This is a genomic window from Leadbetterella sp. DM7, from assembly GCF_040829825.2.
Classification (GTDB): Bacteria; Bacteroidota; Bacteroidia; order Cytophagales; family Spirosomataceae; genus Leadbetterella.
In genome coordinates, this window is sequence record NZ_JBFOLH020000001.1 from 233,013 (window position 1) to 245,963 (window position 12,951).

Below are 12,951 nucleotides of genomic sequence, written 5' to 3' on the forward strand. Positions count from 1 at the left end.
CACTTCATATACAAACAGTATTAACAGAAGTGGTAAAATAAACAAAACATCCAGTCTGCTTAGAAAGATCCCGATACCTTCAAAGTTGCCCAGCATATCAGAAAATGTTTTAAGTGCAAAAATACGTCTATATTAAACAATGCGCAACCCGTGAAAAAACCCATTTTTTTCCGGGTGTTTTAACTTTAGACCGTCAATCGTTCATTTGGTCACTTAATTTTTTTCGGTTCTATGTAACTGGTACTGTGTACTCTGGGGAGGGGTTTATTTTTTGATGAGTGCCGCCATGGTCAGCGAGAGGTCCATGAATACGATTTTTGCCCGTACGTTGCGCTCTATGTGCATCATGGCTTCGGAGATGGCCCCGGAAATTTTATCGATGTTTTCAAACCGGAAAACTTTGGAAAATTTCTGAACGAAGGTCAGCTCATCGTTTTCCAGTTTGATCATGTGGCCCAGGCCGATGTTTTCCAGGTAGATCTCCCGTAAAATTTTCAGCCCGTATTCCAGGATATTTTTTTGCTCTTCTTTTGAGAATTCGTCGAAGCGGTCGGCAACCGGCACCAGCTTAGCCAGGTCAAACACAAAACAGTAGCGCATCCAGTTCACAAACCATTCTTTATGGTCTGTTTCTTCCCGTCCCAGGTGGCTTAGAGCCAGGTTGATGTTTCCTTCGGTCAGGAAGGCGATCCGGGTGGCCCGCTCCCGGGTGAGCCCGTGCCGCTCTGCCAGGAAACCGACCATTTCTTCTTCGTCCAGCTCCCGTACGGCCACCCGCTGTACGCGCGACTGGATGGTAGGCAACAGGCGGTTATAGTCAGAAGTGATGAGCAGGAAGAGGGTCTTTTCCGGCGGCTCTTCCAGGATTTTCAGCAAGGCATTGGCAGCCGGGGCCGCCATGGATTCCACATTCCAGATCACGACCACTTTATACCCGCCTTCATACGATTTCAGGGAAAGGTTCTGGATGATCTGCCGGGATTCTTCTACCGGGATGTTTCCCTGCCGGATACCGATGCGGTTCAGCCAGTCGGAATACGACCCGAACGGATTTTCTTTGACGAACTCGCGCCATTCGGCCATGAAGTTTTCCGAAAGAACTTTTTTACCGCCTGCCGTAGGAAATGTAAACGACAGGTCAGGATGAACCAGCTTATCGTATTTGCTGCAGCTGGCGCATTGCCCGCAGGAGTCTTCACCGGTGCGGTGGCTGCAATTGATGTAGGTAGCAAAGGCCAGGGCCATCGGTAATGCCGCGCTGCCGCTTCTGCCGTCAAACAAGAGGGCATGCGCAACATTTCCCCGCCTGACCGAATCGGTAAGCCGTTCTTTGATCTCGCTCAGTCCTGGTATTTCAGCCCACCTCATAACCGGTTTTCGGCAATGTATTTCAATATGTTCAGGTCTTTCCCGTCCAGCGACTGCGATCTCCTGGACATGGTAGCCCCGATCACTTCCACTGCTTTGTCAAAGCGATAAGGCTGGTACCCTTCTGCTTTGCCGCCCCAGGTAAAACCCGGTATAAATTTTTCCTGGAAACCGCTGCCGTAAATATTGCTGCACACACCGGCCACCGTACCGGTATTAAACATGGTGCTGATGCCAGCTTTGGTGTAATCGCCCAGGAAGGTCCCGCAGAAAATCTCCCCTGTATCGTAAAACCCGTTTAAGGCATACGAGTACAGGCTAACGGATTTGTAATTGTTTTTCAGGTTGGAATTGTTGGTATTGGCGCCCAGGTTACACCATTCGCCTATATAGGAATTCCCGAGGAAACCGTCATGCGCTTTGTTGGAATAGGCATGAAAGACCGAGTTACCCACTTCACCCCCAACCCGGCAAAAAGGCCCGATGGTGGTGTTGGAGCGGATTTTTGCCCCGAACGCCACCATTGCATTCCTGCCGATGGCCACAGGACCGATGATGATGGCTCCTTCCTGGATAATGGCGTCGTCATCGATATACACCGGGCCGGCTTCTGCATTGATGATAGCTGCCCGTACCTGTACATTGCTGCCCGTAAAAACACGGTCTTCCCTGTATATGGCGGTATGCGGGTCGGTAATTTTCTCCGAGGGCCGGTTCGCGCTCAGCAGCGCATAATCAACCTCTATCTGCGGCCCGTTGTTCAGGAACAGGTGCGGCAGCTCACGCACAAAAGAAACGGGCTCTTCGTACGCCCTGCCTTTTTTTGCCGGTTCAAACCCGTAGTCCAGGTGATCAGCGGTTCTGAGGGCAATGAGGTCGTTTCCGGCATAGATGCTTTCCCCGGTATTTAACGCCCGCACGGCGCGAACCAGCGCTGCATCGGGCAGGCAGGAGGCGTTGACATACAGGTTATCTGCCGTATACCGGGCAGGAAATTTTTCTTTTAAGTACTCTTCGGTCAGGAAAGAGGCCGGGCTATTCAGCCTCTGCTCCCATTTTTCAGTCAGTGTCAGTACTCCGCAGCGCAGGCCGGCCACCGGCCGGGTGAGCGTCAGGGGCTTCAGGAAGTCCCTGTACTCCGGAGTATCGAAAAGAATCAGGTTCATTTATTTCACAGCGGTTAATTCGAGTGCCATTTTAACGGCTTCATAGGCATTGACCACCCCACCGGTGGTGCTGATGTCTTCTAGGGTAACCGGTTTATCGTCTACTTTCACGGTTTGTCCGGGAAGCTTCACAGCCGATTTCAGGATAATGTCTTTTATTTCGTAATGGGTAAGCTCAGGAAAGTACGAGAACAGCATGGCAGCCAGGCCTGTTACCACCGGTGCGGCCATACTGGTGCCGTCAAGCTCCTGGTATTCTGAGCCGGGGGTTGTGCTGTAAATGGCTACACCCGGTGCAAAAACGTCTACTCCTTTCTTACCGTAGTTAGAAAACGGAGCCACCATTTTCTCACCGGCTTCAAAGCTCAGGGCTCCTACAGAAATCCAGTTTTTGAATTCTTCACCCTTCAGCGGCTTGCGGCTGGGGTACTGAGGCTGGGTATCCACATCTGCATTGTCATTCCCGGCAGCCGCTACCAGCAGCACGCCTTTGGAGTCGGCATATTTAACGGCTTCATCCACCCATTTTTTATCGGGTGAAAGCGATTTCCCAAAGCTCATGTTAATGACTTTCACCCCGTTATCCACGGCGTAGCGGATGGCATTGGCTACGTCTTTGTCGCGCTCATCCCCGTCAGGAACGGCCCGTATCACCATGATCTTCACATCATCGGCTACGCCCAGAACGCCTTTGTTATTGGTTCTGTCGGCACCGATAATACCAGACACGTGCGTACCGTGCAGGGCATCAGGCCCTACCACCTCATTGTTACCGTATTTACCGTATTCCAGCTCTTTCAGGTTATCACCTACCAATGCCCGTGGGTGGTAATCGAAGTTCAGGTTATATTTTACCTGATTTTCAAAATGCTCCGCCCCTCTTTTCAGTTCGTTAATGCCGCCCATTTCGTTCAGCTGCAGCCACATCTCGCGGGCCGCCCGTCCTCTCCGGTCCAGCTCAGCCACTTTCAGAGCGCTGACCACCTCTGCTGTGAGGGCTTCTTTGCCCGATGCAGCCTTCAGGATGGTCTCGGCTTCCTGCAATGCATTAAGCATATTGCGGTACATGGGCAGGTATTGTTCGGCTTCTTTACGGTCTTTTTCGATGCCTTCCCTGAGCTTGTTCATAAGCTCGTAGTCGGCTTTGTTCTTTTTGATCAGCTTTTTACCCGGCTTGTCACCGAATTTCTCCTTCAGGGTATTGTACACCCGCACACTTTCCAGCTGTTCGGCTACTATATCCTCTCCTTTGGCATTGCCCAGGAAGTCCCAGCCGTTGATGTCATCAATGAATCCGTTCTGATCGTCATCTATACCGTTACCGGCTATTTCTTTCGGATTTTTCCAGATATTTTCTTTGAGGTCTTCGTGGTAGATATCCACACCGGAGTCGATTACGCCCACCAGCACGGTCTGGTGCTTCCTGTTTTTCAGCAGCTCCCGATAGGCTTTTTCGGTGCTGATGCCTCGTACTCCGTTTTCTTTGAGATCAAGGTTATACCAGTTGAATTGTGTTTTGAGGTTCTGGGCAAGCAATGTGGAGGAAAAGAAAACGCCAGCTACAAAAAGTAATTTCTTCATACGTATTATCCGGGTTATGTTTATTTCATAAAGACGTTAAACCCTGCATCTTTATGCGTATAAGCAGATTAAAATTATTGCGAGGGACAAATATAAGACAAAAAAGTGCGTGAGTCGTTAACGAACCCACGCACTTCCGTAAATTTTAGTCCTTATTTTCAGTTATTGATCCTGTAGGCTACGCCGCTCGGGTTTTTCCCTTTTCCCGGGGATGCGATTTCCACCTGGCTGAGCTGAACCCCGTTTTCAAGCAGGTAGTCGCGTATGGCATACGCCCGGTCAACGGCCACGCGCCCCGATCCCCGCAGGGGGGTCAGTACCAGCTTCTTCCGTCCTTCTTTTAAAGGGGTGATGAGCGACTGGATGGCTGATCCGCCGACCACTTCTGCGCTGTTCCGGGCAAAAACAGCCGCGGGCACACCGGTCAGGCCTGCCGGGGTGGTGTCTTCAGAAGCCTCTTCCTCCGGTACATTTTTCGGAGCTTCTTTTTTCGGGACCTCTTCTTTACGGGCTACCGGCTCGTTATGATTTACCGGCTCTTTCACTTCTTTGGGTACAGGGATAACCTTAACCGTATCGGTTGCTGCCGGCGCCGGGGTTGCCGTTTGCGGGCCGGTGGTCTCTGCCGTGGTATCGGCAGGTAAAAATATCTCTGACGGCTGCACATCCGCCTTCTTTTCTACTACCTGGGGCTCCCTGATTGCTTTTGTGCGGGAGAAATAATAGATCAATCCACCCACAAACAGGAGGAGAACCCAGGGCAGGATCATGCTCCAGTTTTCGCCCTTCCGGTCCTTGTTGAGTTCTTTTACCGCGTTATAATGGCTCAGCGGGGAGCTCTTGCCCCGATTGAACCGGGGCAGGTTAAGCGCATGCAGAATGGTGGAAGGAAGTGCCCCGGACACATCATCTGTAGCCTCGTAAAGGCAGGCTTTCAGGGCTCCGGCACTCATATTCTCTTCTCTCGCCTTTTTTCCCACAAAACCCAGCACCAAAGGGGCTGAGAGGTGCAGCAGCGTATCGGCACTCCTCTTCTGAATGCCCGCATGACCGGCAATTTTTTCGGCAATTCCTGAAGATTTATCTTTCAGAAAGTGGTTGACGATATTTCCGCCTATGGTTTCCAGCAGCCGGGATTTTTCAGAATTCCCGGAAAAGGTTTCAAAGTTATTCAGGATATCCCCCGTATGGCCTCCGTCATTCAGAATTGCCATCAGGTTCCTGCCTGTTTTATCTGTAGCTGCAAATTTTATTACTCCTGCCAGGAAAGTGCTTATACCCAGGTCCAGGCCCAGCTTGGTTCCGTTAATGTCTTCACCCAGGTAAGCGGCAAGATTTTTTACCGCAACATCAGAAACACTCTCTTTAATACTTGTCACTAAGTCCATTCCAAATTTTTATTCTCAAACCTCTTTTAGCAAGACAACTCCGTTTTTACTTTTACAAAAACCATGCCCAATAAAGATACCTTTACTGCAACCGGTTGCATAAATCGTTTCCCTGCGGGATTTTGTTTCCAAAAATTCTGTCGTACGCAGCTTTTTTTGTATTTTTGATAGACGGAAAAGCATACGCATTGAAAAAAATATTATTCATAGAAGACGATAGCCAGGTATCTTCTATCGTAAAAAAGGGGTTGGAAGAAGAGGGTTTTTCGCTTACCCTGGCCACTGACGGGGAGAGCGGGCTGGCCCTGGCCCTTGAAAAGTCTTTTGACCTGGTGATTCTTGACCTCATGCTTCCGCGTATTCCGGGGCTGGAAGTATGCAGCCGTATACGGGCTGTCAGGAATGTACCCATTCTCCTGCTTACCGCTTTAGGTACGGCCGAAAATGTGGCAGAAGGCCTGAACAAGGGTGCTGACGATTACCTGGTCAAGCCGTTTAAGTTTATCGAGCTGATTGCCCGGATCAATTCGCTTTTGCGGCGGGCAGGTCAGGCACCCGAGGAGGATCGCTCTGAAGTTTACCGGTTTGCCGGCGTGGTGCTGAATAACACGTCAAAGATTGTAACGGTAAACGGGCAGGAAGTGGCCCTTACTTCTACCGAGTTTAAGTTATTGCTGCTCCTGATGAAGATGCCCAACAAAGTGTATTCCCGCCAGGAGATCCTGGAGCAGGTATGGGAGGTCAACTTTGACCTGGGCACCAACGTAGTAGACGTGTACATCAATTACCTGCGCAAAAAGCTGGACAAGCACGGTTCTCCCAAAATCATTCATACTGTAGTAGGCATGGGGTATGTGATGCGGGAGAAATAAGCTCAGAGCCTGCCTGAGCGGGCCCGGAGCATAAAATCAGCCAATACCAGTGCGGCCATAGCATCTACAATGGGTACTGCACGGGGAAGCACGCAGGGGTCATGCCTGCCTTTTCCCGACACGATGACCGGCTCTCCGGCTTCGTTCACACTTTCCTGGTCGCGCATAATGGTAGCCGTGGGTTTGAAGGCCACTTTGAAATAGATGTCCTGCCCGTTAGAAATACCGCCCTGGATACCGCCCGAGTGATTGGTGCGGGTAAGCACTTTCCCGGCTTCGGTATAAAACTCATCGTTGTGCTGCGATCCCAGCAGGGCTGTTCCTTCAAAGCCGCTGCCGTATTCAAAGCCTTTTACAGCATTGATGCTTAACATGGCTTTCCCGAGCTCGGCGTGCAGCTTGTCAAACACCGGTTCGCCCCACCCGGCAGGCACACCTCTGATAACCCCGGTAATGACCCCTCCTACCGAGTCACCTGCTTTACGTACCTCATCAATATAGTCAAACATTTTTTGCGCGGTAGCTTCATCCGGGCACCTGACGGCGTTGTCATCGATACGGGCCAGGTCAAGCTCGGTATAGTTTTTATCCAGCTTCAGCCTGCCTACCTGCGAAACATACGAACAGATCTCCACCCCGGCGCCCTGCAGCATGCGTTTGGCCAGTGCCCCGGCGGCCACGCGGGCAGCGGTTTCACGGGCCGAGCTTCTGCCTCCGCCCCGGTAGTCTCGTATACCGTATTTTTCGGTATAGGTATAGTCAGCATGCGAGGGCCTGTATTTATCGGCGATATGGCCGTAGTCTTTGCTTCGCTGGTCTTCGTTATAGATCACCAGCGCTACCGGCGTGCCCGTGGTTTTTCCTTCAAAGACCCCCGATAATACCTGGAAGCTGTCTGACTCTTTCCGCTGGGTGGTGATGCGCGACTGCCCCGGCTTGCGCCTGTCGAGCTCGTGCTGTATCTCTTCTTCATCAAAGTCTACCCCGGCCGGGCACCCGTCAATGACTACCCCGATGGCTTTTCCGTGCGATTCACCAAAGGTGGAGATTTTAAAAATTTTACCGTATGTACTACTCATTTTTTCTTCCAGATATATATTAATGTCATTATCATAAAGATCAGGACAAAGTTGGCAAAGAACCGCAGAAAGCTCCTCACATTGAATTCATTCCTGTCGGTTCGCAGGTTATCTATGCCGGTATAGATGTCTCTGACCAGGTTATTTTTCGAGACAATGGTATTGCCGGTCACCCGGATCTTCTCACGGGCGGTAAGCGTATCGTACCGGGCAGTTTTGATATTGAAATAGATTAGCGAAAAGTAGTTTCCCAGGTCGTATTCCCCTGCCGTTTTAGGCAATATTTTGTAGTTAAATATTTTTATGCCGGCCAGCTTGCCTCCTTCCTGCTGCAGCCGGCTGCCCGATTCAAAGAAATCCAGGTTTTTGTCGTTTTCTATTTTCCCGAAGTTGAGCACGTCCATATTTCCCTGGCCCTCTACGGTAATGCCAAAGGTAAAGCTTTCACCGGTTTGCTTGTTCTCATTGCCCTGCATGTTATCCCGGAGCCTGAAAATACCTACCGGCACTTTATCCCGGAGCGGGTGGGCGGGGAGCTCTTTTACCCGGATCAGCTGGGGCCGGGATTTCAGGGGTGCTGACCGGTTACCGTCTTTGTTCATCTGCAGGGTCAGGGCCGGGATAGTCATGTTATGGTTGTTCAACGGGTAGTATACGGCCTCGAAAAGATCATATACAAAGTATTTTTCTTCTTTGATGTACTCTTCCCGCTGGCGGATGGAGCTGATGATGTTCCGGCTTTCCAGGCTGTTTTCGGGCTTGATCTTCCGGGCCAGTGCTTCTACCTGGTCGCCTATATCCCGGGGAAACTGCCAGTTTACCGTATTTTTAGCCGAAGAGTAGAAAGACAGGCGGATTTTGACCCCTTCTCCCACAAATATTTCTTTCTTGGAGCACTCCACTACAAAGTCGGCGTCATCAATATCGATCATCAGGCCGGCGTATCCTTCTTCATCATCTTCCACCGTGATGCGGGTAGGTTCTGAGCGGACCATTATATCGTTTATTTCTATTTCAAACGAGGGAATGATGAATTCACCGCCTTCTATGGGCGTATAGTATTTGGTGATAGTATGGACTTCTGTTTTACGGCCGTCTACCCGGGTCTCTCCGTGGCTTACGGTACGCTTTCCCCGCTCAAAACCGGCCAGTTCCGGGAAATCGTCAAGGGCATAATCGGGCCCGTAAACGGTCACGGTCACGGTGAGGTTATCGTGCATAGATATTCTTTCCGGTCCTACTGCTATTTTCGGAGCGGGAACCTGGGCCATCAGTGGTACCCATACCACCGTGAGAAAGAATACAAGACCTCTGAAAGACATCGCGCAAATTTATAAAATTATCTATGCATTCCCCGCTTATCCCTTATATTCACACCGGATTTACTCAAAACTACCCATGAAAAACGGCCTGTTGCTACTCGTTTTTACTTTACGCAGTGTTGCCCTGTGCGGTCAGTGGTCTGTTTCCACGCTTCCGGGGGAGCCTTCCATACGCGCCATAGACGCTTCGGGGAGCCACAATATCTGGATTTCCGGGTCAAACGGGGGCATTTTTGTGACAGCCGACGGCGGGCAGACCTGGGAAAACCGCTGTCCCGAAGAGTTCAGCCACCTGGATTTCAGGGGCATTGCCGTGCTGGCCGACAGCGTGGTGGTGGCCATGAGCGCCGGCGACGGATCGGAAGGCAGGGCCGTGGTGATCAAAACCACCGATAAAGGCAGAACCTGGAGGAAGGTGCTGGAGAAAAACGAAAAAGGAGTATTTTTTGATACGATCCGGTTTAAAAGCCCGTGGACAGGCTACCTGCTTGGCGACCCTATCGACGCCTTCCCCTACCTGCTGAAGACGGTAGATGCAGGCGAAACGTGGGTCCGGGTCGGCAACCTGCCCGAGATTAATGACGGGGAGGCCTCGTTTGCGGCCAGCAATTCATGCATTACCACCTCCGGCGATAACGTTTGGTTTCATACCCAGAACCGGATTTTCCATTCGTTTAATTCAGGAGAATACTGGCAGGTCCATAATTCGCTTTTCCTGAAAGGAGCCAGCCAGGGCATCTTCGGTATTTTTGCCATTGATCCTTATACGCTTATTGCAGTGGGAGGCAATTACCTTCCGCATAAGGAGCCGGTATTGCAGTATGCTCATTCGGGATCAGGCGGACAGGCCTGGTATACGAGTAAGGAATACTGGAAGGTCGGGCTTACGGAGTGTGTAGGGGTTTTTGGTGCGAAAAAGCACCTGATCAGTGTTGGTACCGACGGCTCGGCGCTATCGCGTGACGGCGGGTTTACCTGGAAGCCGCTGGATAACGAGTCGTTTCATGTAGTGAAATGTTTCGGGAATACCTGTATGGCGGCGGGTGCCAGGGGACGTGTGGGAATTATAAAGCCCGAATAAAGCCGGTGGAGGCTAACTGATCAAAAAAATAAAAACGCAGTGCTCTTTGTGCAACTTACTTTGTGTTCTTCAGTGTAAAAAATATTTAAAGAAAATATAGCACAAAGAACACAAAGTAAGTTGCACAAAGAGCACTACGCAATATTTAGTTTATCAATGGTGATAAAACTAATTTTAAGCAGTAAGTACAGCTTTACGCCTCCAGCGCGGCCACTCCCGGCAGTACCTTACCTTCCATGTATTCCAGCAGCGCACCGCCACCGGTAGAAACGTAGGAAACACGGTCGCCGTAACCGGCATTGTTGATAGCCGCTGCCGAGTCGCCCCCGCCTATCAGCGAGAAGGCATTTTTATCGTCTGTAGCTTTCACCACGGCTTCTGCAATGGCGTTGGTTCCGGTAGCAAAATTCGGGAATTCAAAAACGCCCATCGGTCCGTTCCACAAAATGGTTTTCGATTCGGCGATCACCTGGCTGAAGAGCTCTATGGTCTTCGGACCGATGTCGAGGCCCTGCAGCTCATCAGGAATCTCTCCTGTGGCAAATACTTCTCTCTTCGCATCGTTACTGAAGCTGTCGGCCGTTACGTTATCCAGCGGCATATACACTTTTACGCCTTTTTCCTTTGCTTTTTCCAGGATATTCAGCGCAAGGCCCAGCTTGTCGGCTTCCAGCAGTGATTTACCGATCTTACCACCCAGCGCTTTGGTAAAGGTATAGGTCATACCTCCGCCGATGATGAGGTTATCTACTTTATCGAGCAGGCGTTCGATGATCAGGATTTTGTCGGAAATCTTGGCGCCGCCCATAATGGCGGTAAAAGGCTTCTCTGCATTTTCGAGGATATGGCGTGCGTTATCGATTTCGGCCTGCATCACTTTACCGCAGATCCTGTCGGTAAAGAATTGTGCAATCACGGCTGTGGAAGCGTGTGCCCTGTGGGCGGTTCCGAAAGCGTCATTTACCCATACATCGCCCAGCTGGGAAAGTTTTTCAGCAAAAGCCACATCACCTTTTTCTTCTTCTTTGTAGAATCTCAGGTTTTCAAGCAGCAGTACTTCGCCCGGTTGCAATGCGGCTGCCTGCTCTTTTGCCTGTTCACCGATACAGTCGTCGGCAAATTTTACCGGAACGCCCAGGATCAGTGATAAAGGTGCTACGATATGCTTCAGGGAGTATTTTTCAGTAGGGCCTTCTTTCGGACGGCCGAGGTGAGACATTAAAATAACGGATCCGCCGTCAGCAAGTATTTTCTTTATGGTTGGGATAGTGGCCTTTATCCGAGTGTCGTCTGTAATTTCAAACCGCTCATTTAAAGGAACATTAAAGTCAACTCTTACCAAAGCTTTCCTGCCCGCGAAATCAAAGCTATCTACTGTTTTCATAGACTTTTGCAAATCTTCTTTTTGGTTTTAAGGATCCAAAATTAAAATTTATTACCCTAAGCGGCTTCATGTTTTGGCGAGAATTTTAGCAAACCGGTTTTTAACATCGTTATTATACAAAAAAATACAAAATAAATCATATCAGGGGGCATCTACAGGCCCGCTCTGCCGGATGAGAGAGAAAAATATTCACGCAGTTCTTTGATTTTCAATCATAAACATCTATTTTTGCAGTCCGATTTTCGGAAAAAATCATTTTTTTAATTTATTTTATTAGTCAAATGTTTCAAAACCAGTACGAAACAGTGTTCATTTTAACTCCCGTTTTATCTGATGCCCAGATGAAGGACGCTGTTGACAAATTCAAGTCAGTTTTAGCTGATAACGGTGCTGAGATTCTCAATGAGGAGGCATGGGGGCTTAAGAAGCTTGCCTACCCTATTCAGCACAAAACCACGGGCTACTATCAGCTAGTTGAGTTTAAGGCAGATCCTAAGCTGATCGCCACATTGGAAACTGAATATAAGCGTGATGAGCGTGTTCTTCGTTTCTTAACCACCAAGTTAGACAAGCATGCGATTGAGTATTCTGAGCGTAGAAAAAAAGGCGGTTTCAAGAAATCTGAAGCTCCTGTAACAGAGTAATCACCTAACATTAAACATTCATCGTTATGTCATTAGTAAACGAACCGGTAGAAAGAAAAGAACAGAACCGTAAAAAATACTGTAGATTTAAAAAATTGGGTATCAAGTACGTAGATTACAAAGACCCTAATTTTCTTTTGAAGTTTCTGAATGAGCAAGGTAAAATTCTTCCGAGAAGACTTACCGGAAACAGCCTGAAATTTCAGAGAAGGGTGGCTATTGCCATTAAGCGTGCCCGTCACCTGGCATTATTGCCTTACGTGGCTGATGGTCTTAAGTAATCAATCCAAAAATTAATTTACAATGGAAATAATATTAAAAACAGATATTGCCGGACTGGGTTATAAAAACGACATCATCAGCGTTAAACCAGGCTACGGACGTAATTACCTGATTCCCCAGGGATATGCGGTTTTAGCATCTGAATCCAATAAGAAGATCCTGGCTGAAAACCTGAAACAAGCTGCTCACAAAGCAGAGAAGATCAAAGCCGATGCCGAGGCCATTGCTGCCCAGATCGGTGACACCGTGATCACCATTGCTACAAAAGCAGGCGAAAGCGGAAAAATCTTCGGACGGGTGACCAACACCCAGGTTTCTGATGCGCTGGCGGCAAAAGGCATTACGGTAGACCGTAAGAAAATCACCGTAGGCGACATCAAATTTGTAGGTGACTACACCGCCATTATCGATCTTCACAAAGAAGTGAAGCACGAGCTGGCCGTGAAAGTAGTAGCCGAGTCGAATGAGGAGTAATTCTCTCTGATATTTTTATAAAAAAGGCCACCTGACGGTGGCTTTTTTTATGTGTTTTATTTGTGCACAGGGCTGCGCCCTGTGCAGGGGGATTGCGCCACTTCGTGGCTGAGGAAAGGGCCGGGGAATAGCTCCCTATGAAAATGGTAGTATGAAAACCTTGCACAGGGCTACACCCTCTGCAGGGGGATTGCGCCACTTCGTGGCTGAGGAAAGGGCCGGGGAATAGCTCCCTATGAAAATGGTAGTATGAAAACCTTGCACAGGGCTACACCCTCTGCAGGGGGATTGCGCCACTTCGTGGCTGAGG

General features: G+C 49.5%; 12 protein-coding genes. 5 read left to right on the forward strand and 7 right to left on the reverse strand.

Annotated elements, in window-relative coordinates:
* Window positions 1-264 precede the first annotated feature (264 nt).
* From holB to AB2U10_RS01010, 4 genes are all read right to left on the reverse strand, one after another.
* The gene (holB, locus tag AB2U10_RS00995; protein WP_367914262.1) at window positions 265-1,368 is read right to left on the reverse strand and encodes a DNA polymerase III subunit delta'; all 1,104 of its coding nucleotides are present in this window, start codon (window positions 1,366-1,368) and stop codon (window positions 265-267) included.
* Window positions 1,365-2,534 (reverse strand): putative sugar nucleotidyl transferase, encoded by a 1,170-nt coding sequence (locus AB2U10_RS01000; protein WP_367914261.1) that lies wholly within the window; start codon window positions 2,532-2,534, stop codon window positions 1,365-1,367. The genes holB and AB2U10_RS01000 overlap by 4 nt, the downstream gene beginning before the upstream one ends.
* Complete coding sequence (locus tag AB2U10_RS01005) at window positions 2,535-4,115, reverse strand: S8 family peptidase (protein ID WP_367914260.1); 1,581 nt, start codon at window positions 4,113-4,115, stop codon at window positions 2,535-2,537.
* Between the two features lie 158 nt (window positions 4,116-4,273).
* Complete coding sequence (locus AB2U10_RS01010) at window positions 4,274-5,503, reverse strand: DUF937 domain-containing protein (RefSeq protein ID WP_367914259.1); 1,230 nt, start codon at window positions 5,501-5,503, stop codon at window positions 4,274-4,276.
* A 188-nt stretch (window positions 5,504-5,691) separates the two neighbouring features.
* Between AB2U10_RS01010 and AB2U10_RS01015 the strand changes: the two genes are divergently transcribed.
* A complete protein-coding gene (locus AB2U10_RS01015; protein WP_367914258.1) occupies window positions 5,692-6,375 on the forward strand; it encodes a response regulator transcription factor in 684 nt (227 codons plus the stop codon).
* A 2-nt stretch (window positions 6,376-6,377) separates the two neighbouring features.
* Here AB2U10_RS01015 and aroC read toward each other — a convergent pair whose 3' ends face one another.
* Window positions 6,378-7,454: a chorismate synthase gene (aroC, locus tag AB2U10_RS01020; RefSeq protein ID WP_367914257.1), complete on the reverse strand. Its 1,077-nt coding sequence runs from the start codon at window positions 7,452-7,454 to the stop codon at window positions 6,378-6,380.
* Window positions 7,451-8,776: a BatD family protein gene (locus tag AB2U10_RS01025; RefSeq protein WP_367914256.1), complete on the reverse strand. Its 1,326-nt coding sequence runs from the start codon at window positions 8,774-8,776 to the stop codon at window positions 7,451-7,453. Before AB2U10_RS01025 ends, aroC begins: the two co-directional genes overlap by 4 nt.
* A 76-nt stretch (window positions 8,777-8,852) precedes the next feature.
* Between AB2U10_RS01025 and AB2U10_RS01030 the strand changes: the two genes are divergently transcribed.
* Window positions 8,853-9,857 carry a WD40/YVTN/BNR-like repeat-containing protein gene (locus AB2U10_RS01030; RefSeq protein ID WP_367914255.1) on the forward strand — a complete coding sequence of 335 codons (1,005 nt, stop codon included), beginning with the start codon at window positions 8,853-8,855 and terminating at the stop codon, window positions 9,855-9,857.
* Between the two features lie 193 nt (window positions 9,858-10,050).
* Here the strand turns inward: AB2U10_RS01030 and AB2U10_RS01035 are convergent, their stop codons facing one another.
* A complete protein-coding gene (locus AB2U10_RS01035) occupies window positions 10,051-11,241 on the reverse strand; it encodes a phosphoglycerate kinase (protein WP_367914254.1) in 1,191 nt (396 codons plus the stop codon).
* A gap of 281 nt (window positions 11,242-11,522) precedes the next feature.
* On the opposite strand from AB2U10_RS01035, the gene rpsF reads away from it, so the two are divergent.
* Genes rpsF through rplI form a run of 3 tightly spaced genes read left to right on the forward strand, consistent with a single transcriptional unit; the run spans window position 11,523 to window position 12,641 of the window.
* A complete protein-coding gene (rpsF, locus tag AB2U10_RS01040; RefSeq protein WP_367914253.1) occupies window positions 11,523-11,885 on the forward strand; it encodes a 30S ribosomal protein S6 in 363 nt (120 codons plus the stop codon).
* Between the two features lie 26 nt (window positions 11,886-11,911).
* A complete protein-coding gene (rpsR, locus tag AB2U10_RS01045; RefSeq protein WP_367914252.1) occupies window positions 11,912-12,166 on the forward strand; it encodes a 30S ribosomal protein S18 in 255 nt (84 codons plus the stop codon).
* A 22-nt stretch (window positions 12,167-12,188) separates the two neighbouring features.
* Window positions 12,189-12,641, forward strand: a complete 453-nt coding sequence (gene rplI, locus AB2U10_RS01050) for a 50S ribosomal protein L9 (protein WP_367914251.1) — start codon at window positions 12,189-12,191, stop codon at window positions 12,639-12,641.
* Window positions 12,642-12,951 lie beyond the last annotated feature (310 nt).

What these genes read in the sequence shown, in the direction of transcription:
- holB (WP_367914262.1), bottom strand. Translation starts at nt 1,368, where the DNA reads ATGAGGTGGGCTGAAATACCAGGACTGAGCGAGATCAAAGAACGGCTT.
- AB2U10_RS01000 (WP_367914261.1), bottom strand. Translation starts at nt 2,534, where the DNA reads ATGAACCTGATTCTTTTCGATACTCCGGAGTACAGGGACTTCCTGAAG.
- AB2U10_RS01005 (WP_367914260.1), bottom strand. Translation starts at nt 4,115, where the DNA reads ATGAAGAAATTACTTTTTGTAGCTGGCGTTTTCTTTTCCTCCACATTG.
- AB2U10_RS01010 (WP_367914259.1), bottom strand. Translation starts at nt 5,503, where the DNA reads ATGGACTTAGTGACAAGTATTAAAGAGAGTGTTTCTGATGTTGCGGTA.
- aroC (WP_367914257.1), bottom strand. Translation starts at nt 7,454, where the DNA reads ATGAGTAGTACATACGGTAAAATTTTTAAAATCTCCACCTTTGGTGAA.
- AB2U10_RS01025 (WP_367914256.1), bottom strand. Translation starts at nt 8,776, where the DNA reads ATGTCTTTCAGAGGTCTTGTATTCTTTCTCACGGTGGTATGGGTACCA.
- AB2U10_RS01030 (WP_367914255.1), top strand. Translation starts at nt 8,853, where the DNA reads ATGAAAAACGGCCTGTTGCTACTCGTTTTTACTTTACGCAGTGTTGCC.
- AB2U10_RS01035 (WP_367914254.1), bottom strand. Translation starts at nt 11,241, where the DNA reads ATGAAAACAGTAGATAGCTTTGATTTCGCGGGCAGGAAAGCTTTGGTA.
- rpsF (WP_367914253.1), top strand. Translation starts at nt 11,523, where the DNA reads ATGTTTCAAAACCAGTACGAAACAGTGTTCATTTTAACTCCCGTTTTA.
- rpsR (WP_367914252.1), top strand. Translation starts at nt 11,912, where the DNA reads ATGTCATTAGTAAACGAACCGGTAGAAAGAAAAGAACAGAACCGTAAA.
- rplI (WP_367914251.1), top strand. Translation starts at nt 12,189, where the DNA reads ATGGAAATAATATTAAAAACAGATATTGCCGGACTGGGTTATAAAAAC.